Source organism: Segatella oris (genome assembly GCF_900637655.1).
GTDB lineage: Bacteria > Bacteroidota > Bacteroidia > Bacteroidales > Bacteroidaceae > Prevotella > Prevotella oris.
Genome location: NZ_LR134384.1, coordinates 1,860,581 through 1,885,615, shown reverse-complemented (window position 1 = coordinate 1,885,615; position 25,035 = coordinate 1,860,581). Strand labels below are relative to the sequence as shown.

General features: G+C 42.3%; 16 protein-coding genes and 2 pseudogenes. 5 read left to right on the top strand and 13 right to left on the bottom strand.

All coding sequences use genetic code 11. The annotated features are described in order from the left end of the window. Positions 1–16: 16 nt before the first annotated feature. The 6 genes from araA to prmA form a co-directional block, all read right to left on the bottom strand. Complete coding sequence (gene araA, locus EL210_RS07885; protein WP_018920378.1) at positions 17–1,558, bottom strand: L-arabinose isomerase; 1,542 nt, start codon at positions 1,556–1,558, stop codon at positions 17–19. A 30-nt stretch (positions 1,559–1,588) separates the two neighbouring features. Then, the gene (locus EL210_RS07880; RefSeq protein ID WP_018920377.1) at positions 1,589–2,287 is read right to left on the bottom strand and encodes an L-ribulose-5-phosphate 4-epimerase; all 699 of its coding nucleotides are present in this window, start codon (positions 2,285–2,287) and stop codon (positions 1,589–1,591) included. A 29-nt stretch (positions 2,288–2,316) separates the two neighbouring features. Further along, positions 2,317–2,994, bottom strand: coding sequence for an NUDIX hydrolase (locus tag EL210_RS07875; protein ID WP_018920376.1), 678 nt, complete (start codon positions 2,992–2,994; stop codon positions 2,317–2,319). A 451-nt stretch (positions 2,995–3,445) separates the two neighbouring features. Next, a complete protein-coding gene (locus EL210_RS07865) occupies positions 3,446–5,407 on the bottom strand; it encodes a sodium/sugar symporter (RefSeq protein ID WP_018920374.1) in 1,962 nt (653 codons plus the stop codon). A 30-nt stretch (positions 5,408–5,437) separates the two neighbouring features. Then, on the bottom strand, positions 5,438–6,640 hold the full coding sequence (locus EL210_RS07860; protein ID WP_025879721.1) for an aldose epimerase family protein: 1,203 nt from the start codon (positions 6,638–6,640) through the stop codon (positions 5,438–5,440). A 642-nt stretch (positions 6,641–7,282) separates the two neighbouring features. Further along, positions 7,283–8,146, bottom strand: coding sequence for a 50S ribosomal protein L11 methyltransferase (gene prmA / locus EL210_RS07855; RefSeq protein WP_018920372.1), 864 nt, complete (start codon positions 8,144–8,146; stop codon positions 7,283–7,285). 142 nt (positions 8,147–8,288) lie between these two features. On the opposite strand from prmA, the gene EL210_RS07850 reads away from it, so the two are divergent. The 4 genes from EL210_RS07850 to EL210_RS07835 all read left to right on the top strand — a co-directional run bounded on the left by EL210_RS07850 (position 8,289) and on the right by EL210_RS07835 (position 13,727). Then, positions 8,289–9,317 (top strand): hypothetical protein, encoded by a 1,029-nt coding sequence (locus EL210_RS07850; RefSeq protein ID WP_025879722.1) that lies wholly within the window; start codon positions 8,289–8,291, stop codon positions 9,315–9,317. Between the two features lie 30 nt (positions 9,318–9,347). Continuing rightward, positions 9,348–10,883 carry an OmpP1/FadL family transporter gene (locus EL210_RS07845; protein WP_025879723.1) on the top strand — a complete coding sequence of 512 codons (1,536 nt, stop codon included), beginning with the start codon at positions 9,348–9,350 and terminating at the stop codon, positions 10,881–10,883. A gap of 241 nt (positions 10,884–11,124) precedes the next feature. Continuing rightward, on the top strand, positions 11,125–12,429 hold the full coding sequence (locus EL210_RS07840; RefSeq protein ID WP_018920369.1) for an MATE family efflux transporter: 1,305 nt from the start codon (positions 11,125–11,127) through the stop codon (positions 12,427–12,429). Beyond that, positions 12,426–13,727: a DNA recombination protein RmuC gene (locus tag EL210_RS07835; protein ID WP_018920368.1), complete on the top strand. Its 1,302-nt coding sequence runs from the start codon at positions 12,426–12,428 to the stop codon at positions 13,725–13,727. Before EL210_RS07840 ends, EL210_RS07835 begins: the two co-directional genes overlap by 4 nt. A gap of 195 nt (positions 13,728–13,922) precedes the next feature. Here the strand turns inward: EL210_RS07835 and EL210_RS07830 are convergent, their stop codons facing one another. The 5 genes from EL210_RS07830 to EL210_RS07810 form a co-directional block, all read right to left on the bottom strand. Beyond that, positions 13,923–14,240 carry a hypothetical protein gene (locus tag EL210_RS07830; protein WP_126370222.1) on the bottom strand — a complete coding sequence of 106 codons (318 nt, stop codon included), beginning with the start codon at positions 14,238–14,240 and terminating at the stop codon, positions 13,923–13,925. A gap of 19 nt (positions 14,241–14,259) precedes the next feature. Continuing rightward, positions 14,260–16,626 carry a TonB-dependent receptor gene (locus EL210_RS07825; RefSeq protein ID WP_018920367.1) on the bottom strand — a complete coding sequence of 789 codons (2,367 nt, stop codon included), beginning with the start codon at positions 16,624–16,626 and terminating at the stop codon, positions 14,260–14,262. Positions 16,627–16,709: 83 nt separating this feature from the next. Next, positions 16,710–18,995, bottom strand: a complete 2,286-nt coding sequence (locus EL210_RS07820) for an ATP-dependent helicase (protein WP_018920366.1) — start codon at positions 18,993–18,995, stop codon at positions 16,710–16,712. A 5-nt stretch (positions 18,996–19,000) separates the two neighbouring features. Then, a complete protein-coding gene (gene mtgA, locus EL210_RS07815) occupies positions 19,001–19,735 on the bottom strand; it encodes a monofunctional biosynthetic peptidoglycan transglycosylase (RefSeq protein ID WP_004375063.1) in 735 nt (244 codons plus the stop codon). A 65-nt stretch (positions 19,736–19,800) separates the two neighbouring features. Further along, the gene (locus tag EL210_RS07810) at positions 19,801–20,478 is read right to left on the bottom strand and encodes an OmpA family protein (protein ID WP_004376333.1); all 678 of its coding nucleotides are present in this window, start codon (positions 20,476–20,478) and stop codon (positions 19,801–19,803) included. Between the two features lie 205 nt (positions 20,479–20,683). Between EL210_RS07810 and proS the strand changes: the two genes are divergently transcribed. Continuing rightward, complete coding sequence (gene proS / locus EL210_RS07805; protein WP_018920365.1) at positions 20,684–22,165, top strand: proline--tRNA ligase; 1,482 nt, start codon at positions 20,684–20,686, stop codon at positions 22,163–22,165. Positions 22,166–22,725: 560 nt separating this feature from the next. On the opposite strand, the pseudogene EL210_RS07800 reads toward proS, so the two are convergent. Next, positions 22,726–23,801: pseudogene (locus EL210_RS07800) on the bottom strand (IS256 family transposase). 191 nt (positions 23,802–23,992) lie between these two features. Beyond that, a pseudogene (locus tag EL210_RS07795) lies at positions 23,993–24,454 on the bottom strand (alpha-N-acetylglucosaminidase N-terminal domain-containing protein); the annotation flags it as partial. Between the last annotated feature and the right edge of the window lie 581 nt (positions 24,455–25,035).

Here is a 25,035-nt window from a genome sequence, read left to right as displayed (position 1 = left end):
ATTCGTGATAGATAAATTAGCGGAGAGCCTTGTTCAACATATAGTATATTTCATTGAACTTTAATTCTTTGCGGAATTGTTCGTAATCGGTATCCTTGTTGATGATACAAGCTTCGACGTCGGCAATCTCTGCAAAGTCTCGCCAGTATTCGTCTGTAAGGCCGAAGCTGAAACAAGAGTGGTGTGTGCCGCCTGCATTTATCCAACAGCCTACGCCAACTTCGAATGAAGGCTCCGGAACCCAAAGTGCAGAGGCAACAGGAAGTTTTGGGAGCGGCTTCGACTTGATGAGGTTAACATCATTAACTATCAGGCGGAAGCGATTGCCCATATCTACAATAGTTGCAGTAACACCATGTCCCTGCTTGCTGGTGAAAACCAAGCGAGCAGTCTTGCTCTTACGATATCCTATACCGAGGAAATGTACTTCCAAACGTGGTTTCTCTTCAGCAATGTCGGGATTGATTTCCAGCATGTGAGCTTCAAGGATAGATGTATTTTCGCCGTCGAAGTTCAGCGTGTAGTCTTCAAGGAAAGAAGTTCCTCCCTCCAGACCTTGGCTCATAAACCATGTGGTGCGGTAGAGAGCAGCCGACTTCCAGTCACCTTCTGCACCGAAACCGATACCTTCACTCATCAAACGTTGTGAGGCTAAACCAGGGATTTGGTCAAAGCCATGGCCTGTTTCTTCTACATTTACATCACCAAGGTCGTCAAAGTTTGTCGTGAAGCCTTTTGCGCCATACGCTTTCAATACGGCGCGAAGGGTAAGTTCTGCCTTTGCGGAATTCCAGATCTTTTTATATTCTTCAGTCTTGTTATCTTCAAGTTTGGCATCATGTGCATATTCCTTAAAGTACACCTTTACAAGTTCGTCTACATCTGCATCTTGAATTTTATCGAAGTAAGAAAGAACTTCAGAGAATGGGCAATAGTCTACATGATATCCCAGCACCTGTTCAAAAGCAACCTTATCACCATCGGTGACAGCCACATTGTTCATCTGGTCGCCGAAGCGGAGTATCAGACAATCCTGTGCGTCAGCCCAGCCTGCACAGACCCGTTCCCATACAGCAATATGCTTCTGTGTCTTCTCATCTTTCCAGTAACCAACGACGGTTTTGTGGTTCTTGCGGAGGCGTGAAAGGATGTGACCAAACTCACGGTCACCATGTGCACTCTGGTTTAAGTTCATGAAATCCATGTCCATTGTTTCCCAAGGTATCTGCTGGTTGTATTGGGTGTGCAGATGTAGCAGAGGCTTATGCAGTATCTGCATGCCTTTAATCCACATCTTGGCTGGTGAGAAAGTGTGCATCCATGTGATGACACCGATACACTTCTTGTCGTTGTTGGCACGCGACATTACATCTGCTACTTCATGGGAAGAGTTGGCTGTCCCCGCATAAACTACCTTTACAGGAAGCAGGCCGGATGTGTTAAGCCCTTCTACCATTTCTTTTGAATGCGCATCAACTTGTTTTACAGCGTCTCCTCCATAAAGAAGTTGTGCACCGGTTACAAACCATACCTCGAAATTCTCAAATGCTTTTATCATTGTCTTATGTTTTTAGTTTGTTTTTTCTGATTATTTCTTCTTCTGTCCGTAATAGGCATTGGGGCCATGTTTACGGTTAAAATGTTTTTCGATCAGCAACGGATTCATGGTTGTCTGTGGATTGATATTGAAAGAAATGAATGCCATTTTAGCTGTTTGTTCCAAGACAACAGCATTGTAAACAGCATTGTCTGGGTCTTTTCCCCACGAAAAAGGGCCATGATTTTTTACCAACACACCAGGTGTGTGCATATAGTTGATTTGATTTTTATAGAATTTCTCTACAATGACCACGCCTGTATTCAGTTCATATTCATTCATTTGCTCTTTTACCATATCGTCAGTGCAGGGGATAGCATCATGGAAATAATCTGCGTGTGTCGTACCGATGTTAGGAATGTTGCAGCCTGCCTGCGCCCATGCTGTGGCATAGGTAGAATGAGTATGGACAATACCTCCGATCTCGGGAAAGTTTCGATAGAGTTCCAAGTGAGTGGGAGTGTCTGATGACGGATTGAGTTCTCCCTCAATAACTTTTCCACTCTGCAAGCTGACAACAACCATGTCTGAGGCTTTCATCGTCTCATAGCTGACACCGGAGGGCTTGATGACAACCATCCCTTTTTCGCGATCAATGCCTGAAACGTTGCCCCAGGTAAAGATGACGAGCCGGTGCTTCACAAGGTCAAGATTTGCCTTAAAGACCTTTTCTTTCAATTCTTCTAACATAATATTTCAATAGAATGATTTTTTCTTTTTTATAGTTTAAAGTTGGGATCGTCTTCGTATGCGCGCTTGTTGAAGCGATAGAGGGCTGCACCGCGTTTCGAAGTAATCTTGTCTATGAGTTCAGTCTTCTCGATGAAGTCAATCTGTTTGATGCGTTTTCTGAAGTTTCTTTTATCGATTTCTTCACCCAAGATTGCTTCATAGACATGTTGCAATTGGGTCAAGGTGAATAGCTCCGGAAGCAGATTGAAACTCAAAGGCTCTGTGTTCACACGTCTGCGGAGCATGGTAATAGCCTTGTTCACCATGATGTTATGGTCGGAATAGAGCTTCGGGAGCTCTTCTAAATTAACCCATTCCAAGTCATGCTGTATGCGGAGGTTATCATCATAGTCTTTGACATTTATAAGTGCACAATAGGTAATGGAGATGACGCGTTCGCCCGGATCACGGTCGATATTGCCGAAAGCACCTACCTGTTTCATATAAAGATTACGCAGACCTGTGAGATCTTGCAATACTCTGTTGGCTGCATCAGAAAGACTTTCTTTTGCTCCCACAAAGCCGCCGTAGAGAGAAAGTTCCCCACGTCCCGGATCCATTTTCCTTTTTCCGAGAAGTAGTTTCAATTTACCTTTTTCAAAACCAAACACGATACAATCGACGGATACAAGCAGTCTGGTATGCTCACCATAAAAGTTTGTCATATTTTTATTGTTTTATTTCTGCAGGAAGATGGTTATATTCGCCATCTCCTTTGCTCTTTAGTTTTATACGCGAATTCAGTTCAAACATCTATTTTTCCACTTCCAAGGGGTTGGAAAGCCATCTTTTCCATTTTTTGCTCATCTAAGGGGTTGGAAAGCTATTTTTTTTCCATTTTTTGCTCATCCAAGGGGTTGGAGAACCATTTTTTCCTATTTTTTGTTCATCCAAGGGGTTGGAAAGCCATTTTTCCCCATTTTTCGTTCGTCCGAGGCCTCGGAAAGCCGTTTTTTCCAGTTTTTTGTTCGTCCGAGGCCTCGGAAAGCTGTTTTTTTTCAGTTTTTCGTTCATCCGAGACCTCGGACAAACCTTTTTTACTCCCTTGCCCCTATCGAACTTAATTCTTACCCCGAATTCTCGAATTTTATAAATGAGGTTCCTACGACATTCTCCTTACCACAGAAGGGCATACAGGAGGAAAGTAATAAGGACAATGCCACATGTTCCTAAAGTATATTCCCTGTTGGTTGCAAAGAGCTTCAGGTTTATTGGCAGGGCCTTGACGTCTTGAACGCTATCTTTAGAGTTACTGTAAAGCCAGACAGCTGATGAGCCGGTGAGCACTCCGAAGAAGAAAAAGGCTTGGAAACCGATATCGTTCAGGTAGGCTATAACACTTGTGTCAGGATTGCCGCCAGGGTTGATTACACCGAGAATAGTGACGACAGCTGCTGCAATTATCATCAACACTCCGGCAAACCCTAAAACTTTAGCCCATAACAGCATCTGTTTCTGGTCAGCTTCTGAAGGGAGTTCACACCGGATATACTTCTTGTCAAGGTAAGTGACAGTAACGAAGAATGTGAACAAAATGATGAAGATGTAGCCTGCACGGAACTGGAATGCAACATTCGGCAGCAGTATTTTGAACAAAACGCCCATAGGTATTGTGAGGATGGCTGTCCATACAGCAGCTGTGGAAGATGCACGTTTCCAGAGAAGCCCTAAGCCAAAAACTACGATAATTCCAGGATAGATGAAGCCTGAATATTCCTGAATATATTGGAAGGCTTGGTCAAGTCCGCCCAATAAAGGCTCTACGGCAACCAAGGCAATGAGCAGTGCCCCCACAGCAACCATTCGGCCTACGCTTACCAATGTCTTGTCCTTTGCATCCTTATTGATATATTTTTTGTAGATATCCATGGTGAAAAGGGTAGAAGTAGAGTTGAACATGGAAGCCAATGAAGAAATGATCGCAGCAGCTAAAGCAGCGAAACTGAGACCTTTAATGCCTGTCGGGGTGAAGTTTCTGATTAACCAGGGATAAGCGTCGTCGGCTCTGTTGATGCTGCCTGCAAGATGAATGCTTGAGAAAGCTTGCGGATCCTGCATGATATAGTAGGCGCAGATGCCGGGCAATACTACGATGAATGGAATTAAAATCTTCAGGAAGCCAGCAAAGACCAAACCCTTCTTCGCTTCATCAATGCTCTTGGCTGCAAGTCCTTTCTGAATGATATATTGATTAAATCCCCAATATCCTAAGTTCGTCAGCCATACGCCGCCGACAACAGCAGCTATACCCGGTACGTTTTCGAACGCGTTCACGTTGTGGCTTTCTTGAATGACAAGGTGGAAATGCACATCATTTGCATGGGTGCCTGTCGTCAGGTCAGCATATACGCGACTTAAAGCGCCGAGTGCATCTGTGCCGAACACTTTGCCCATTTCGCTCAGAGCAACGTATGCAGTAATTAAACCACCACCGACGAGGAAGGTCACCTGCATCACATCAGTCCATGCTACAGAAGCCAAACCACCGTAGATTGAATATAGACCGGCAATGATAAACAGACAGAGAATAATCAGCATACGCATGGAAATGGTTAATCCGAAGATATTTACGGATAGCCCTTGAAGACCAAGTATCTGCTCGATAGCCAATGCTCCAAGCCATGCCACGGAAGTGAGGTTGACAAATACATAGAGGAAAAGCCACAAAATGGAGAACGCCAATCCTACACCATCATTGTAACGCTCACGGAGAAACTGTGGAATTGTAAAGATCTTGCGGTCGAGCATCACCGGTAAAAGGAACTTTCCAATGACAACTAAAGTCACAGCAGCCATTACTTCGTAGGCTGCAATGGCAATACCGTCGCGAAAACCTGTTCCCGACATGCCGATAAACTGTTCTGCTGAAATGTTGGCTGCAATCAATGAAGCACCTACAGCCCACCAAGTAAGCGTGTTGCCTGCAAGGAAGTAGTCGTTGGCACTCTTCTCTTTTCCTCCCTTATTGCGGCTGAGAAAAAGACCAAGACTAACGAGCAGCACAAGATAAAGTACGAGAATAATCAAGTCGATGGATTTAAATCCCGACTGACTTATCGCTTCTGAAATACTATTCATTTTATTTGTTATTAGGTTTTTGTTATGAGATTATTTTTCAAGAGTTTCTGATGTGGAAAACCTGTAGGCCAAATGACTGTAGTATTTTTCGCCTGGTTTGAGATAAGGATTGGATATTTCCCAACCTTTTGTCTTTGCTTTGATCTTAGTAGGAGAGTCTGGATATTTCTGACTTTCAAAGCAGACGCTTACGTGTTTGGGGTATTTCACGCCATGCTTACAGGCAATCCCCGTTCCTTGAAAGTTGCCTGTGTATACCTGAAGCCCAGGTTCGTTCGTGAATACTTCAAGTCTGATGCCTGTTTTTGGCGAATATAGGCTTGCTGCAACAGTTTTGTCGTCACCTTTGTTATCTTTATAGGTGTTCAGACACCAGTTGTGGTCATAGCCCGTTGCATTCTTGATCTGGTCAAAAGTGGTATCGTATTTCTCACTGATGACAGAAGGTTTGCGGAAATCCATCGGTGTGCCAGCCACATTTTTGATTTCTCCTGTAGGGATATAGAACTTATCACTTGGAGTAAACTTATCGGCATTGATATACATCACCTGATTGAAGCCTTCATTGGAAAGGTCGCCATTAAGGTTAAAATAGCAATGGTTGGTCATGTTGACGACTGTTTCCTTGTCGGTGGTAGCTTCGAAAACAATGTCGAGCGTATTGTTACTTTTTACAGTATATGTGGCAGTAGCCTTGACCGTTCCAGGGAAACCGTTCTCTCCGTCCTTAGCAGTAATGGCAAAGACTACCGACGAGTCGGTCTTCTCTTTCACGTCATAGATTTGGTGAATCCAGCCACTGTTGCCCCCACCATGAAGGCAATTTGCATTATCATTGGCTTTTAGTTTGTATTCTTTACCGTCGACTGTCAGCTTGGCATCCTTAATTCGATTGGCATAGCGACCGACAGTTGAACCGTAATCTGAAGGAGAATTCACGGTATCAGCATATTGTGCAATGTTATCATAGCCTAAAACAACATCGGTAGGTTTGCTGTTTCTGTCGGGCACTGAAATCGAAACCACGCGCCCTCCGTAGTTTGTCAGGCAAACTTCCATGCCATTGTGATTGGTAAGTGTGATCAACTCGGTCTTCTTCCCATTGATTGTTGAATCAAAAGCTGTTGGGTTAAGACCTGATACAGTCAGCTGGGCATTCTCCTTAGTGCCACATGCAGAGAACAGAATGGTCGCCATTCCTGCTCCGAATAATATTCCTTTTAAGTGTCTCATAAACATGAGTGATTATTATAGGTGAATTAATATTTTGGTGTAAAATTACAACTTTTCTTGATAACTTGTATCTTTCTTAAGGGTATTTTTCATGTTGTGAGTGTCTAATTAACACTTTTAAGCAGTTTATTTAGTTTTCTTTGTGGTAGTCAGTCACTTTTAAGTCTGTTGTATTACAGTTGAAATGGTTTCTGATTTGCTTGATAGCGAATTATATGTTAAATCTTTTCAAGGAACTTTACAATATCCATTATTCAGTTTGGATATTTAAAATAAAAGGTCTTTTCACTTCAAATATTGCTTGTTTTCTAATAGTTTGCAATCCTTTGATAGTCAGAATGTTATAGAAGTATGTGCAAAACAGGGATGAAAATAATGTAAAAAAGCACTGTGTTTTGCGTCTGATTACCTTGTAATCTATATTATATTATGGTGTGTTTTGAGTCAAATAGCCATGCAATCTGCATCAAATTACAGCGCATTCTGTATCAAACCCCACACTGACTCCTGCAAAAATGTGAACTAAAGTCCATTTTCTTATTCTTTTTCCTCTGGTTGATAACCTTCTGATGTGTTAAAAATGGGCAATAAAGTTTACAAAAGAAAGGGTGTAATTCAACTGGAGTTCTTATGAAAGTTTCCTTATGTTGTCAGGATTAAACAAGCCCAATCGTTGTCGTTCTTTCGTCCATATTCTTCCATTCCCAATGCTTTTGCATGCTCTAAGATAATGGGAATATCGGCTTGATAAAACCCGCTGAGGATTAAAAGGCTATCCTTCTTCATGACACTTTTGAATGTAGCAATGTCATTAAGGATGATATTGCGGTTGATATTGGCTGTAACAATGTCGAAAACTCCCGAGATATGGTTCAGCACATGGGCGTCGCCATGATAAATTTCAATATTCTCAACATTGTTAATTGCAATGTTGTGCTGTGAGTTTTCAACGCTCCATTCATCTATATCATAACTGACAACGGCCTTTGCACCATACTTTGCAGCAATAATTCCCAATATACCCGTTCCGCAACCGCAATCAAGTATGCGTTTGTCTTTGAGGTCGAGATGCAATAGGGTAGAAGCAATCATGCGGGTTGTCTCATGAGTACCGGTGCCAAAAGCTAACTTGGCATCAATGAAAATATGGTCAATATTTTTATCTTTAGTGTCTGGAAGGCTCTTTTTTGCATCGCAAATCAGAAGTTTGTCGTCAATATTGATAGGCTCAAATCCCTGTTCTTCCCATTCTTTATTCCAGTCTTTATCATCGGCATTCTTTATGGTATAGCTGATGTTTACATCAGGAATAAGAAAATCGTCAATAGCTTTTGCAATCTGTTCTTCGTTCCAATTGTCGGTCTGTGCAAAGGCTTTTAGTCCGTTTGGCGTGTCTTCAAACGACTCACAGCCTGCATCTCCGGCTGCGTCGGCAAGCAATGCACGTGCGTCCTCGATAACCTCCGGGGCGCATTCTATCGAAAAATCTATTTCAAGATACTTCATAATGTTGCTTAATTTTAGTGCAAATATATATAAAAATAGGGAAAAACCTATTGCAGATTAGGGAATTTCCTTATTTTTGCAATAAAAGAATAGATATTTTTGTATCAGAAAAAGAATGTAAAACAAAATAGAAAGTAATCATATGAAAAAACTTGTTCTCATGACAGTCCTTGCAGGAGCGTTGCCGTTATCTATAATGGCACAGGACGACGACCTCTATTTCACGCCGAAAAAGAGTTCGGAAACCAGCTCCGTTGTTGAGAAGTCAACTTATTATTCGGGTAGTGACCGTAATGTAGACGAGTATAATCGTCGTGGAAAGTATTGGAGCCATTATCAGAAAATAGGTACTGACGACAAAGGAAACGACATCGTCCAGTTCACGAAGGGTAATGGCGTCTATCCTGATTCTACGTATATTGATACGACATTTGTCGGAAAATACTACGAAACTATGGTCAATGATGACGATTATAGATATACTCGTCGCATGAGTCGTTGGGATGGTTACTATGATCCTTGGTATTACAGTTATTCTTGGGGCTTTGGTCCTTATTGGGGATATGGCGCTCGTTGGCGCTATGGTTGGTATGATCCGTTCTACGATCCATGGTATGATCCATGGTACTATGGTGGTTATTATGGCTATAGATATCCTTACTACGGTTATGCCGGTTGGTATGGAGGCTGGTATAGTCCATGGTATTATGGTGGCTACTACGGCTATCCTTATTATGGCGGCTACGTAAGTTATAGTCGTCCGACAGGCACAATGAACCATAGTTATACTGCAGAGTCTTCATCATTCCCAAGAGGAACTTTCGGAGGTTCGCGTGTCAGTGCAAGAACAAGCCGTTCTGTCGGTGCGTCTGCTCCAGGAGTTCGTGTTGGCAATAGCGGTATGTTTGGCGGTTCTCGCAGTGTAGAAGGCAGTCGTTCTTACAATACTGGTAACAATGGAATACCTTCACGCTCTTACAACAACAATCCTCCGCGCGAATCATATAATCCGGTTCCAAGTCGTTCTTATAATTCAGGAGGTTTCGACTCAGGCTCTTCCTTTGGAGGAAGTGTGCATTCCGGCGGAGGTTTCTCAGGCGGTAACTCTGGTGGTGGCTTCTCCGGTGGCGGTGGTTTCCATTCAGGTGGATCGTTTGGAGGTCGTAGATAACATGTAATGAAAATAAAAAGAATACAGCTTATGAAAAGGTTATATATTTCCGTTGCAGTGCTCTCCCTATGTGGCATGTCTGCAATGGCTCAGGAAACATATGAGAACACAAGACTCGTTGATAATGATTTGAATGGTACGGCCCGTTATGTTGGTATGGGTGGCGCTATGGAAGCACTCGGTGCTGATGTCTCAACGATGAGTACAAACCCTGCAGGTGTCGGCTTGTTCCGTAAGTCAAAGGTCGATTTATCTTTCGGATTGGTCAGTCTGCAGGATGCAACCAAGTTCAATTCGTTAGGTAAAACGAATGCCAGTTTTGATCAGATAGGTTTTGTATATGTGCTCAATAAAAGTTCTAATTCAGGTTTCAATATAGGTTTTAATTACCATAAGAGCCGCAACTTCGACCAGATTTTGGGTGCAGCCAACACGTTGAATAATGCTTCACAGAACAAATTGACTTATCAGAAGTATCGTAATAAAGTTTTTACGGACAAGAAAAGCATGACATATAACCAGATAGACGGGCTTTATATGGATAATCTTCTTTATAATAAGAACGCAGGAAAATATTATAATTATCCTGCTACAGGTTATCTTTATAATGAAGAGAACATGGGTTATATCGGCGAATATGATGTCAGTTTGAGCGGGAATATCAACAATCGTATTTATTTGGGTATGACAATTGGCTTGCATGACGTGCATTATCGCAATCATTCGGAATATACCGAGAACTTTGTTGCCAACGCAGATAAAATTCCTGGTTTGACTTTGAATGATAACAGAGAGATTACCGGTACTGGTTATGATGTCAAGTTTGGTGCAATTTTCCGTCCATTTGATGCGAATGCATTTCGTGTAGGTGTGTATATGAATACGCCGACATGGTATGATTTGACAACTTCGAATTATTCTACAATGACTGATGGAACTACATCTGTGCCTACACATGAGTCTTATGATTTCAGAGTTGACACCCCGTGGAAATTCGGTTTGAGCCTTGGTCATACGATCAATAATGTTGTTGCATTGGGAGCAACATATGAATATGCGGATTATAGTGCAATGAGTACGCGTATCAAGGATGGAGGCTATTATGATAACTGGTATGGTACTTACTATGAAAGCAGCCATAAAGACAAAGCAATGAATGCGCATACCCAAGAAACTTTGAAAGGTGTTCATACGCTGAAGTTAGGTGCTGAATTTAAGGTTATGCCTGAATGGTCAGTTCGTTTAGGTTATAATTACCTGAGTGCCATGTTTAATGAGAATGGTGCAAAGAACGGGACAATCGCTTCCCCAGGTTCTTATTATGCCAGTTCAACGAGTTTTGTGAACTGGAAAGCTACAAATCGCATTACATGCGGTGTTGGATATGCTCATAAGAACTTCAATGTAGATCTTGCTTATCAGTATAGTGCACAGAATGGAGAATACTTCCCGTTTGCTAACTATTATGAGGGCAAAACGCCTTCTAATGAAGACAATATTGCTACGGCAACTAAGGTAAACAATAAACGTCATCAGTTGCTGTTGACATTAGGCTACCGCTTCTAAGGTATCACAATTACTTTTCTGAATCCATCGGTTTGGAGAGAAGCTGAAATTACACACTCTTTGTAGTGAGTAGTAACTCGAAGCAAATCCAGGCCGAGTCGCAATTAAACTTAAATAAAGTATTTATTTTAGTGATTAATTAAGTTTTAGTAAGAATTATGAAAGGAGTTTGTCGTGAGACATTCTCCTTTTTCTTTTTATTTCCTTTGTTATCTTTCTTTTTTATACTACTTTTGTAGCTATGAATGTGACAGACAATGCAATCTTGAAATTGGCGCTTCCTTCCATTGTTTCCAATATAACAGTGCCGCTTTTAGGCCTTGTAGACCTTGCTATTGTAGGGCATATTGGGTCGGAAACGTATATCGGAGCCATTGCTGTTGGTTCTATGATATTCAATGTTATCTATTGGATTTTCGGTTTCCTCCGTATGGGAAATAGCGGTATGGCTTCTCAGGCATTGGGGCGCAAAGATTATAAAGCTGTGCTGCAAGTGCTCCGTCGTTCTATGTATATCGCGCTTTCAATAGGTTTTCTCTTTATAATATTACAGTTTCCCTTGTGTGAATTTTCACTTTGGCTGATGCACCCATCGTCATCGGTGATGCGACTCACACGCATTTATTTTTCCATTTGTATTTGGGGAGCACCTGCTATGTTGGCTCTCTATGCGCTCAATGGTTGGTTTGTCGGACTTCAGAATACGCGTATTCCCATGATGATAGCCTTGTTTCAGAATGTGGTCAATATCATTTTAAGCCTTTTCTTCGTTATCGTTCTCGGCATGAAAATAGAAGGAGTGGCTTTAGGAACAGTCATTGCACAATGGAGTGGGGCTTTATTGGGAATCTGGTTTGCCTTTAGGCAGATAGTAGAATTGAAGACGAAGTCTACTGTTTTACACTCTCCTGTGAAATGGAAAGGCTTGTTTTTAGTCAATAGAGATATCTTTCTTCGTACGCTCTTTTTGGTTGCAGTTAATTTGTCTTTCACCTCTTTAGGGGCACGGCAAGGGGATCTTATCCTTTCTGCAAACACATTGCTGATGACATTCTTTACTATGTTTTCCTACGTAATGGATGGCTTTGCCTTTGCAGCAGAGGCTTTATGTGGTAAGAGTTATGGAGCGAAGGACTTGCCGTCATTCAGTCTTTTTACTTCCCGTCTGTTGAGATGGGGCATCGGAATAGCACTTGTTGCCACCATTATATATATAGGCGGGGGAAGACTTTTCCTGCAATTGATTACCGACAGCAGTAGTGTGCTTGCCACATCAGAAGTTTATTTCTATTGGGTGGTGTTCATTCCTTTGGCAGGTTTCCTTGCATTTGTACTTGATGGTATTTATATTGGGGCCACCATGACGCGCTATATGCTGATATCTTCCTTTCTTTCAGCGGTCAGTTTCTTTGTCGTTTATTTCTCATTATCAGCTTTGCTGGGTAATCATGCACTTTGGTTGGCATTTATCCTATATCTGGCAGTACGGGGAATAGTGCAGCGTTTATTGCTAAATCGTGTTCAATTAAAAATTACAAGTATATGATAGTGGTATATATATTCGTGGGAATTCTTTTGGGTGCAGGTGGTTCATATTTCATTCTGAATAATAAGATGAATGAAAATAAGTTGGCTAATGCTAATCTTCAGACGCAATTAGAAGCAGAAAAGCAGCAGCATCAGAAGGATATAGAACATCTTAAGGAGCAATATGAGCGTGAAACTGTGTTGCGTGATGAGCAGAATTCACGTGAACAGAAGCTTAGGCAGGAGCAGTTCGCTCAGCAGTTGGAAACTGTTCAGGAACAGTTTCAAAACCTTGCGACAAAAATTCTGGAACAGACTTCACTGAAGTTGAAGACAGATAATGTAGAGTCGATAGCACATATCACACAGCCTTTGAAACAGAATATCGAACAGTTACAGCTGGCTATTGATAAGACGAATAATGAAACGGCCAAAAATACGGCTTCTCTTTCTGAACAATTAAAGTCTATGGCCGAGCAGACAGCCAAGATAGATGCCTCTGCTACGCGTTTGACGAATGTCATGCAAGGGGCTAATAAGGTGCAGGGCAATTGGGGAGAACTTACGCTGATGAACCTGCTCGACAGCCAGGGACTGCGCTTGGGAATTGACTATGACATTCAACAGACGCTGACAGATGACAAAGGAAACGTCTTGATGAATGAAGATAGCGGCAGGAAGATGATACCCGATGTCATCCTGCATTACCCTAATAACGAGGATGTTATCATCGACTCAAAGATGACCATCGATGCTTATGCCAACTATATGAATGCAGAAGAGGAGGTTGTCAAGAAGAAATATGCAGATGATGTAGTGAGAAGCATTCGCTCGCAGTTCAATTCTTTGGCCAAGAAAGACTATAGTTCGTATATCAAGGCACCGCGTCGCGCCATAGATTTCGTGATTATGTATGTGCCTTATGAGGGAGCTTTGCAATTGGCCTTGTTGACAGATCCCAAGCTTTGGCATGATGCTTTTGAGAAGCATGTCTTTATAACAAGTCAGCAGAACCTCATGGCAATCCTGAAGATTATACAGATTGCATGGCGGCAGTATGCACAGACCGAGAACCAAAAGCGCGTGTTTGATCTTGCTGATGAAATGCTGCGGCGCGTTGGTGATTTCGTAAAGCGCTTTGATAAAGTTGGAAAGGATATCGAAACTTTGCATAAAGACTACGACGAAGCCTACAAAAAAGCTTATACAGGCCGTCAGAGCATCGTGCAAAAGGCTAATGACCTCAAGGCTTTAGGCGCCAAAGAGAGTGCTAATGCTCCAATTCCGGATGTGCAGTTGAGCCTTGACGAAGCTTAAGGAAAATAACCCAGATATGAGAGGATATTATCGATTTTCGGGAAAAAAACACTCAGATACGGGAGTAAATCATCAATTTTCAGAAAAATCTGTTCAGATACGATAGTAAATTGCAGATTTTCAAGAAAGACTATCCAAATACGATAGTAAATTGTCGATTTTCAGAAAAAGCTGTTCAAATACAGGGGTAAATCATCAATTTTCATGGAAATAGTTCGTCATCCACGGCTGAAAGCGAGAAAATGCTGAAAATAGGCTTTCCGCCGCGGCGGACGAGTAAAAAACAGCAAAAATTTCATTTCCGCCGCGGCTGAAAAGCAAAAAATGAGAAAAACAGTGTTTCCGCCGCGACGGAAAATCAAAAACAGATAAATTCTGAGTTTCGGCCGTGGCCGAAATGCAGAAAATGACAAAAAATGCGTTTCGGCCGTGGCCGACGAACGAAAAACGTTGAAAATTGGCTTTCGGCCATGGCCGATGAACAAAAAACGACGAAAACTGACTTTCGGCCATGGCCGAAAGGTCCGAATATTTATAAATCCATCGTCACGCGGGCATTTAGCAGTCGCCCTGTAAGGTAATTGGGTACGGCATATTGCACATTTCTGACATCGGTAATCCAGTAATAGCTGTTGACATTGTTGATGCCAAAGAGGTTCAGACATTCTAATCCGAGCCATACATTCTTTATAATGGGCTTAGCTTTCTTTGTGTTGTCAAGCAGACGATAGCTCATGCCAAGGTCAACACGCCTGTAAGCCGGTGCACGGAAGGAATTCCTGCCGAGTTCATCGTGCGGAGTAGAGAAGGGAAGTCCGTCTGCATAGCTCATGGCCAAGGTCATTTTCCATTTGTCAGTGCCCGGGAAATAGTCTGTGAAAAACATATTCAAGGCGTAACGCTGGTCGGTAGGCAATGGAATGTCCATGCCGTGGAAGCGCATCTGCGTGTTCATCAGCGACAGACTCACCCATGAATTCGTGTTGGGTACAAACTCTCCATAGAGTTTGAAATCAATGCCTGCAGTATGTCCCTTGGCATCATTCGTTCCATAATATACCACTTTCACGTTGTTTACAGAGTAGGGAATGAGATTTCCGAGGATTTTATAATAGGCTTCAGCTGTGAATTTGAAAGGGCGTGTGCCCATTTTGAACTGATAATCAAAACCTGCAATGAAATGAATGGAACGCTGGCTGCGTATCTTGTTATTGAGCTTTGCCACTGTGATATGGTTTATCGTGGTTGTGTCGCGCAGTTCTTTGAAGAATGGAGCTTGATAGTAAAGACCTGTAGCCAAGCGGAAGGTAACATTTGAATTGAATGCGGGAACAATCCCTAAAGACAGGCGTGGCGAAACGATGGTTTCCCGATTGAAACTCCAGTGGCTCATACGGATGCCGTAGTTTAGGGTGAAATGGGTGTGCTCTCTCTTGCTTGCAAAGTGCCAGGTGTCTTGAATATAACTCTCAATGCGATTGGCATCAATCTTGTTTTGTGCGCGCAGCGAGTAGATAAGATTGAGCTCTTTCCCCGTGTGCGGTATGCTGTAGCCGCTTGAGTCGCGCATTTCATATTCGTTGCTGTTGGCTTCGATATGCTCTCTCTTGAAATATAGGGCCGTCTCAACGTTGTGTTTCGCCGTCTTATGCTTTAACATCAGCTTTAAAGCCTCAACATGTGTATTCAGATAGTTGCGTGCATGTTCAAAATAAGTGCCTACGCCTAAGTTTTTATTGGTTTCGGTTTGCGTGAGCCAGTACTGCCCTTGAATATCATATTGTTCTCTTTCATGGGTTTTGAAAGCAGAGGCTATGAGTGAAAGTTGGGTGTTTTTTCCGAAATGACGGCTTAGGGAAACCGAGGCAAGATAGGTTTTGAAAATATCCTTTTCCTGGCCGTCGAAATACACACGAAACGATTTCACGTTCTTTAATGTGCCGAAACTCGTTTCCCTTGAAGTAGGGTAGAAATCGTAATGGCTTAGGTTGATGTTTCCAATAACGTCGATAGTCCATCGCTGGTCAGGGGCATAGTGCAGATAAGTCTGATAGTCCAAAAAGCGTGGTTTATATTCTCCTGTGGTTTCCAAAGACCCTAACAGATTGCGAGTGGTCTTGTAACGGAAACTATTGGTCCATGAAAATTTGCTGTTCCCAAAACCGATATACGCATCGGCCGACATCAAGCTTGCGGCTATAGTAGCTTCAAAGGCTTTGGGCTGCTTATAGGTGATGTCTAATGAAGAAGACATTCGATCGCCATATTTAGCTGCGAAGCCTCCGGTTGAGAAATCAATTTTCTCAACCATATATGGATTGATAGCTGACAATCCTTCTTGCTGTCCGCTCCGAACCAAGAAAGGACGGTAAATCTCATTGCCGTTAATATACACGCTGTTCTCGTCAAATGCGCCGCCACGGACATTATATTGGGATGAAAGTTCGCTGTGGGTAGAGACGCCTGCTTGCATCTGCACCAGCTTTTCAACGGCATTTCCATTGGCCGCATGGATGTTTTGCAGGTCTTCTTGTTTCAGTTGTTGGTTCTGTCCGGTTTGTATTTTTTGCCCTTTCACGTCAACAGTGCCAAGCGTATTTTCGCTTTCGGCAAGCGAAATGATAAGTTTTTGTGTGCCTTTGGGATTTCGCAATACACGGGTCTTGGTCTTGAAGCCAATCATAGAGAACTTCACGACTACAGAATCTGTGCTTTGAAGAGTCATGGAAAAAGTTCCTTTCAATGAAGAAAACACTACTTTTCCCTGGCTGCTGATAGTTACAAATTCAATCGGTTTGCCTGCTGTATCGAGGATTGTGCCATGAAGCGTGAAGTTCTGTGCTTGCAGATGAAACACAGAGACAAAGAAGAGGACTATCAAATAAATTCTTGCTTTCATATCTATTTGATTAACGCAGAAGAAAGATGGATATTGCATGTGAGACTTTCTCTGCTCTGTAGTCGGCTTTCCTTTGTCAAACGTTATTCAATAATCGTGTATCGGGCAAACTTCAATAAAAGCACTTTCTGGCCGGTATTCTTGAACGTTACGGTGGCTTTCTGATTTTCTCCTTCCCCTTCAAGATTGATAACAGTGCCCATACCGAAACGCTGATGTTCTATGATACAGCCAACGTGCAATCCATCGGGAGTCGAGACAGGAGTCTTGCTCGGTTCTTTTGATATTGACTTGGGCACGATTGATCCCACTCTTACAGGGCGCAAAGGACTTGAGTGGATACCGGTAGTCGGCTTTGCAGACTTTGGAATAGAGTTTTTGAAAAGGATATCATCAGTTAAGTTGTCATTTTCAATCCGCAGGAAAGACGGATCAATATCATGTAAGAAACGGCTTGGAGCACCGAATTCCAACTTGCCAAAACGCCATCTGTTCTTTGCACAAGTCAAGATGCAATACTTCTCTGCACGCGTAATCGCCACATAAAGCAAGCGCCTTTCTTCTTCAAGCTCGCGTGGATTATTTGTAGACATAGGGCTGGGGAATATGTTTTCTTCCATCCCTACAATGAAAACCACGGGGAACTCTAATCCTTTTGCTGAATGAATTGTCATCAGACTAACCTTATTTCCGTCTTTGTCATCGTCACTTTCTACATCGGTAAGCAATGAAACTTCTTGCAGAAAGTCTGTCAGCCCTGTATACTCTTCCTGGCCTTCTTCGCGTCTTCCTTCAACAAAATCCTGCAGACCACTGAGGAATTCTTCAACATTTTCCTGTCGAGAGAGTGCTTCCGGATCGTTGGATGAAAATATATCTGCATTGATTTTACTCTCTTGAATAATGGCTGTTCCTAATTGGTAAGCATCCGTTGAGGCTGATTTTTCAATGAAAGAAGAGATGAGTTCGGCAAATGAACGTAATTTGTTGACAGTGCTATTGGTTACATTCAGTCCATATTTCACAGGAGAATTGACAATTTGCCAAAAGCTGACATCGTTTGCTTGAGCACATGCTGCAATCTTTGCAACCGTTGTATCACCGATACCTCGCGTTGGATAATTGATGATTCTCCTGATTGCTTCCTCGTCTTCAGGGTTGGCAACCATACGGAAATAGGCCAGAATGTCTTTAATCTCTTTGCGCTGATAGAAACTCATACCACCGAAAATCCGATAAGGTATGCTCTGCCTTCGCATCTCTTCTTCAAAACTTCGGCTCTGGGAATTAGTGCGATATAATATCGCATAGCTATCATAATTGAAATCTTCTTTCTGCTTAAGCCGTTTAATATAACGGCAAACAACTGCAGCTTCTTCCTTATCACTGTAGACAGGGCGCAGGATTAATCTTTCCCCCTTATCGTTGCAACTGAAGACATCTTTTGGAATTTGTCGTTTATTATGCTGTATCAAACTGTTCGCTGCCTGCACAATATGCTGAGTAGAACGATAGTTTTGCTCTAACTTGAAAAGCCGGGTTTCGGGATAAATCTTTTGAAAATCGAGGATGTTATCAATATTGGCACCGCGGAAGCCATAGATACTTTGGGCGTCATCCCCAACCACACACACACGACGATGCTCTTGAGTAAGCTGCAGAACGATACACTGCTGCACAAAGTTGGTATCTTGATACTCATCAACCAACACATACTTGAACCGCTCGGCATATTTCTTTCGAATGTCATCATGCTCTTTGAAGAGTCGCCAAGTAAGCACAAGCAAATCGTCAAAGTCCATGGCATTGGCCTTCTGACAACGTTGTTGATAGGTCTGATAGATTTTGTAAATCTCTGGTTGATGGTTATGATAATCTCGCTTCAAGGCAGCTTGGTCTTGGGCATATAAGTCGGGAAGAATGAGATGGTTCTTTGCCATACTGATCTTTGCATGAACACCTGCAGGCTTATACACCTTATCATCCAGTTTCATCTCCTTGATAATGTTCTTCAAAAGCGAACGACTGTCTGCTTCATCATATATTGTAAATTGCTTGGTATAGCCCAACTTTTCAGCTTCGATGCGCAAGATACGAGAAAAGATACTATGGAATGTACCCATATAGAGATAGTGTGTACGGTCCTGCCCCACGACCTTGCCAATACGACTACGCATCTCATTCGCAGCCTTATTTGTAAAGGTTAAAGCCAAGATACTCCATGGTTCAAACTGCTTCTCATCAATAAGATAAGCAATCTTATAGGTGAGTACACGCGTTTTGCCTGAACCTGCACCAGCAATGACTAACTGTGGCCCGTCACAATATTCGACAGCAGCGCGCTGTCCTTCGTTTAATTCAAAATCCATGCTAATTAATGAGCATATACACCACCTGCAGCAGTGTGAGGGTTATAATCTTCTCCTTCTTTTGGAAAACTGGGAATGAAACGCATGTTGGCCATAATCTGCCCTCTTCGTTTAATGACATAAGGGCCTGGATTCTTACTGCTGAACTTTCGGGGATTAGGCAATGTAGCTGCTATAGTGGCGCAATCTGCACGTGATAAATCGACAGCTTTCTTCCCAAAATTATATTCAGCCACAGCGTCTGCCCCATAGATGCCGTTGCCCATTTCTATGGAGTTCAGGTAAACTTCCATAATGCGTTGCTTGCTCCATAGCAGTTCTATAAGTGCCGTAAAATAGACTTCAAAACCTTTTCGCGTCCAAGAGCGACCGGGCCAAAGGAACACGTTCTTTGCTGTTTGCTGGCTAATGGTGCTTGCCCCCATTTTCTGTTTTCCACTTTTCAAATTCTGTTTTGCCGCCTTCTGAATGGCATTGTAATCAAAACCATGATGTAATAGAAAACGTTGATCTTCACTTGCCATGACAGCAACAGGCAGATGAGGAGAGATTTCTTCAAGCGGTATCCAATGATGATGTAGTGTCATACTCTCTCCATTGCCTACTTGTTGGAAGCAACGGATAAACATAAGTGGAGTGAAATATACGGGAACAAAGCGGAGAATAACCACTGCGAATATCGAAGAGGCAAAGAACAGGGCAAAACCCCACCTGATAATTTTCCAGATTATGGTTTTCATTAATGCAAAAATGGGGGCACACTGTTTTGGCAGTGTACTCCCGATATGAAATTGTTTTAATCAGATTATTCTGAAAGTGAGCCGTTCTTGGCGGCATTTACCATTGCCTGAGAAGCATACAGATAAACTTCTACGCGGCGATTTTGCTTGCGGCCAGCAGCAGTAGAGTTGTCTGCAACAGGCTCAGCACTACCTTTTCCAACAACATTCTGGAACTGTGAGCCTGAAACACCACATTGCTTAAGATAGTTAACAACACTCTCTGCACGTCTGTTACTTAGAGGTATGTTGATGCCATCATTGCCTGTCGTATCGGTATGCCCATAGATATCTACATGGCAATCACTGTTATCCTTCAGCACTTTTGAAAATTTAGCCAAATCATTCTTTGAAGATGAAGTGAGTGTTGCCTGATTTGTTGCAAAGAGAATTCCACTATCGAAAGTAACTTTGACTGCTTTCAGTCCGTTTGCATCAGTCACTTCTTCAACTTTTGCATTCCGTATCTGGGCAGCTTGAGCTGCAACTTTATCCATGTGTCGGCCAATCAAAGCACCGGCACCGGCGCCAACGGCACCACCAATAGCTGCACCTACGGCTGTGTTTCCTGCAATCTTGCCAACGATAGCACCTAAAACACTTCCACCACCGGCACCAATCAGCGTGCCTGTACCTTGTTTTGTGCTACAACTGCAAACAGAGAGAACGCAGAGTCCCACTGTTGCCATTTTCAAATTCTTCATAATTTCTCTTTCTTTAATTCGTTACTTATTTTCTGCAAAGATAGTCGTTTTTCCAACATTATATGCTGAATACCAACTATTTTTTGTAATTTTGCAGCAAATTTACACTATATTTACGACATAAAAAGTGGAAATAACCTATTCATAATAGGGGTTTCCCTAAAACTTTTCAATGTATACGGATTAAAGAAAAAAGATTAGTATAATGGCAAAAGAACTAAAGCAACTTACCAAAAGGGCTGAGAATTACAGCCAGTGGTATAATGATTTGGTAGTCAAGGCTGAATTGGCAGAGCAGAGTCCTGTGCGTGGTTGTATGGTCATTAAGCCCTACGGTTACGCTATTTGGGAAAAGATGCAGGCACAGCTTGACAAAGAATTCAAGAAAACCGGTGTGCAGAATGCTTATTTTCCACTGTTAATACCGAAGAGTTTCCTCAGCAGGGAAGCTGAACATGTAAAGGGGTTTGCCAAGGAATGCGCTGTTGTTACTCACTATCGCCTTAAATCAAGTGAAGAAGGAAACTGTGTTGTGGTTGATCCTTCAGCTAAGCTTGAGGAAGAATTGATTATCCGTCCTACGTCAGAAACTATCATCTGGAATACTTATAAAGGTTGGATTCATTCATGGAGAGACCTGCCCATTATGTGTAACCAATGGTGTAATGTGATGCGCTGGGAAATGCGTACGCGTCCTTTCCTGCGCACTTCTGAATTCCTTTGGCAGGAAGGTCACACAGCACATGCTACACGGGAGGAGGCTGAAGTGGAGGCTCAGAAGATGCTGAAGGTATATGCTGACTTTGCAGAGAAATGGATGGCAGTGCCTGTTTTTCAGGGAGTAAAGAGTGAGACTGAACGCTTTGCCGGTGCACTTGATACCTATACCATAGAAGCGATGATGCAGGACGGGAAGGCATTGCAAAGTGGAACGAGCCATTTCCTCGGTCAGAACTTTGCCAAGAGCTTTGATGTTACGTTCTTGAATAAAGAGAATAAGCCCGAATATGTATGGGCAACTTCTTGGGGGGTCAGCACCCGTTTGATGGGCGCTCTCATTATGGTGCATAGCGACGACAATGGTCTTGTGCTGCCACCGAAACTTGCTCCAATCCAAGTTGTCATAATTCCAATTTACAAAGGTGACGACCAACTCAAGGCTATCAGCAACAAGTTGCAGCCTGTCATCAATAAGCTTGAGGAGCTTGGCATCAGTGTGAAATACGATGATTCAGACAACAAACGCCCAGGATTTAAGTTTGCAGACTATGAGTTGAAAGGCATACCTGTACGTCTCGTCATGGGAGGGCGCGACCTTGAAAACAACACTATTGAAATCATGCGCCGTGATACGCTTGAGAAAGAAAGTGTAAGTTTTGATGGTATAGTAGAGCGAGTTACGACGCTTCTTGATGATATTCAGGCTAATTTGTTTGAGAAAGCACGTGCTTATCGTGATGCTCATGTCTACGAATGTGACAATTATGATGAGTTCAAAGAGCGTGTGAAAGATGGCGGTTTCTTCCTTTGTCATTGGGATGGTACAGCTGAGACAGAAGCCAAAATCAAGGAAGACACGCAGGCGACCATTCGTTGTGTGCCTTTTGATTATGAGCAGACAGAGGGTGTTGACATGGTTTCCGGGAAGCCGGCTAAATGTCGTGTCATCATAGCAAGAAGCTATTAAGCGATTATTTATTACTTTGTTGCAGGGAGAGGATTTGCATAAAGAAATTGTATATCCTCTCTTTTTTATTTAATGATAAGTCAACTTCTCTCTTTAATAATCATCTGTCTATTCCTTCTTATTGTTTCTTTTAGGGGCTTAACGTGCCAACATCTCGAAACGGTCTGTATTGAGTGAAAAACTCTTCCTCACTCCAATTGAGCTTTGTGTTCTTGTAGTTTCAAATTGTTGTCTGTCAAGATGTGATGCATTCTGGTTCAAAGGGCTGCGCAAGTTATTTCTAAAGACGCTGTAATTAGCATCAAATCACTGTGTAACTTGCATCAAGTTGCACGGTAATATGAATGGAATTACACGTCAAGAAAGAATTATGTACCTTCATGTGAAAAGAGGATGAACAAAAAGATAAATAGAATAAAAGACTTTTGTTATGCAAACCTAATCACAGTTGTGTAATTTCAACAGTGTCAAGGCTCTAATCCTTCATATTTCATCTCATTTTGGATGACACGATTTCTAATCGTGTCATCCAAATGAGGAACCTTTCTTCCGAGGTAAAGTTACATGATTTCAAAACGTTCTCCAAATTTTATTGCTAATTGCTGTGATATCTGAGACCAGTTGGCAAGTGGCATAGTCCACTTCTCACGTATGTTCCGGTATGCCGGATACACAAGCTTTTCGGGAGAAGTATCGGATGGGAAGACGCCTTTGTTCTTTGTTGCCTTACGTACTTGTCTATGGTAGCCTTCAACCGTGTTGGTGGTGTATATCAGCTTATGTATCGCAGGTGTATACCGGAAGTATTCCGTGAGGCGTTCCCAGTTGTCACGCCATGATTTTATGACGATGGGATACATTTCCCCCACTTGCTCTCGAGTGTGTCTAACTGTGTTTCTACAGTCTCTTTGCTAACGGCACCGTATACTGTCTTAAGGTCACGGAGGAACTCCTTTTGATGCTTACTGCCAACGTACTTGATAGAGTTACGTATTTGATGGACAATACAGAGTTGGACACTTGTATTGGGGAATACGCTCTGTATAGCATCAGGGAAGCCTTTCAGACCATCAATACAGCATATCAATATATCCTGAACACCTCTGTTTTGAAGGTCACTTAGAACCTCTAACCAGAAGTTTGCACCTTCACTCTTGGAGATATACATACCAAGAAGTTCCTTGTGGCCTTCCTTGTTGATGCCTAAGACGTTGTAAATGGCGCGTGAGACCGCACGTCCGGTTTCGTCCTTCACCTTATAATGGATGGTATCCAGCCAGCATATTGCGTATACAGGGTCAAGCATTCGTGAACGCCATGCCTTGATTTCCGGCAGTACTCTGTCTGTGATGGAACTGATGGTCTCTGCAGATAGTCTGATATCAAACTCACGCTCAAAATACTTGCTGATATCGCGGGTACTTGTACCAAAAGCATACATGTTTATAATCTGATCCGCCATACCTTCTGCAAGGATTGTCTCGCACTTTTTGACGGTCTGCGGTTCAAAGGAACCGTCACGGTCACGAGGTGTCTCAACAATGACCGCACCATAACAAGTTTGTACTTGCTTAGGCATTTTACCATTACGGCGATTGCCTTGTGAACGCTCTTCAGAAGTGAGATGGGCATCCATCTCACCTTCAAGAGCAGCATTTAAATACGCTCCAACATTGGTGCCAAAGCACCATCCTTACTAAATAATGGTTCACCCTTACAAAGCTGTTCAGCAGCTCTCTTGTAATCAAATTCTTTGTTGTCCATAAAAAATAAACTGTATAAGACTGTTTCTTATTGTAGCCTGACACAGTTTACTTTACACTCTCCTTCTTCGCCCACAATGGCTAAAGGGAGGTTGACACCATGCAGTGCTATCCAGTCGATTTCCGTCTGCCAGCGTTTCCAATCCCAGAAAGCCATGGAATAAGAAAAAGTACAATAATTGAAATCATAGCGCAGTTTGAGGTCGGTTTTGTGGCGTTCGGGACTTGTAACCCTTGGGAGTGAGGCCGGCAGATGCGTGTTCATGTTATTCCAAGTAAGGTGAATACTGGCGTAATATTTAAGATACCAGTTTAGCCCCACAGCAATATTCACCCACGTATTGCCTTTAATGACAATGCGATTTCCCTCTTGTGACAATTCAAAGAAGTCAGTAGGACTTTGGATAAGTTCGGTTTTGAACTTCTTGCTTGCCCCTTTATCAATCCGTTCTAAAAGGTTATCAATAGGATTGGCTGATGAAATGACAGCGATGAGGCAAAAGAATAAAGTAATAATGGTTCTCATGTTAAATTATCATTAGACTACAAAGGTAATGACTTTTTCTTATATATATCAAAGCGACAGAGATTTTATAGGGTGACAGGACAAAACAAGTGGGGGCTAATCTCAATGCAGAATGGATTTAATAGCATTTTATAACACATCCTTTTTGCTTTCAACGGTTACTTTTAAGCCGTCATATCCCGATGCTTTTAAAGGTGAGAAACGAACCGCTTTGATGCTTATTGTTTTTCAGTTGATTTCAGTTTGTTCTTCTTTAAGCATTGTTGGAGCGTTATAATGCAATGAAGCGGAATATAGGTTAATTTTCTTCAAGGATATTTACAATAGCCTTCGTTATACTCGCGTATTTGAAATGAAGCTCATCCTTGCTCGAAATACGTGCTGTATTTTAGGATATTGTAATAGCTTGAATATCAGAATATTATAGAAGTGAAGGCAAAATGTGAAATAAGATCATATTCAAAAGTGCTGTAATTAGCATCAGATTACAGCACAATCTGCCTTAGATTGCTGTGTCGTTTGATGCTGATTACAGTGTATTTAGCATTAAATTGCCACGCATTTTGCGTCATATTATGATT

Bases quoted from the DNA above. Each gene is read 5' to 3' on its own strand.
- EL210_RS07825 (WP_018920367.1), bottom strand. From the start codon at position 16,626: ATGAAAGCAAGAATTTATTTGATAGTCCTCTTCTTTGTCTCTGTGTTT.
- EL210_RS07845 (WP_025879723.1), top strand. From the start codon at position 9,348: ATGAAAAGGTTATATATTTCCGTTGCAGTGCTCTCCCTATGTGGCATG.
- EL210_RS07810 (WP_004376333.1), bottom strand. From the start codon at position 20,478: ATGAAGAATTTGAAAATGGCAACAGTGGGACTCTGCGTTCTCTCTGTT.
- prmA (WP_018920372.1), bottom strand. From the start codon at position 8,146: ATGAAGTATCTTGAAATAGATTTTTCGATAGAATGCGCCCCGGAGGTT.
- araA (WP_018920378.1), bottom strand. From the start codon at position 1,558: ATGATAAAAGCATTTGAGAATTTCGAGGTATGGTTTGTAACCGGTGCA.
- EL210_RS07820 (WP_018920366.1), bottom strand. From the start codon at position 18,995: ATGGATTTTGAATTAAACGAAGGACAGCGCGCTGCTGTCGAATATTGT.
- mtgA (WP_004375063.1), bottom strand. From the start codon at position 19,735: ATGAAAACCATAATCTGGAAAATTATCAGGTGGGGTTTTGCCCTGTTC.
- EL210_RS07840 (WP_018920369.1), top strand. From the start codon at position 11,125: ATGAATGTGACAGACAATGCAATCTTGAAATTGGCGCTTCCTTCCATT.
- EL210_RS07850 (WP_025879722.1), top strand. From the start codon at position 8,289: ATGAAAAAACTTGTTCTCATGACAGTCCTTGCAGGAGCGTTGCCGTTA.
- EL210_RS07860 (WP_025879721.1), bottom strand. From the start codon at position 6,640: ATGAGACACTTAAAAGGAATATTATTCGGAGCAGGAATGGCGACCATT.
- EL210_RS07875 (WP_018920376.1), bottom strand. From the start codon at position 2,994: ATGACAAACTTTTATGGTGAGCATACCAGACTGCTTGTATCCGTCGAT.
- EL210_RS07865 (WP_018920374.1), bottom strand. From the start codon at position 5,407: ATGAATAGTATTTCAGAAGCGATAAGTCAGTCGGGATTTAAATCCATC.
- EL210_RS07880 (WP_018920377.1), bottom strand. From the start codon at position 2,287: ATGTTAGAAGAATTGAAAGAAAAGGTCTTTAAGGCAAATCTTGACCTT.
- proS (WP_018920365.1), top strand. From the start codon at position 20,684: ATGGCAAAAGAACTAAAGCAACTTACCAAAAGGGCTGAGAATTACAGC.
- EL210_RS07830 (WP_126370222.1), bottom strand. From the start codon at position 14,240: ATGGCCGAAAGTCAGTTTTCGTCGTTTTTTGTTCATCGGCCATGGCCG.
- EL210_RS07835 (WP_018920368.1), top strand. From the start codon at position 12,426: ATGATAGTGGTATATATATTCGTGGGAATTCTTTTGGGTGCAGGTGGT.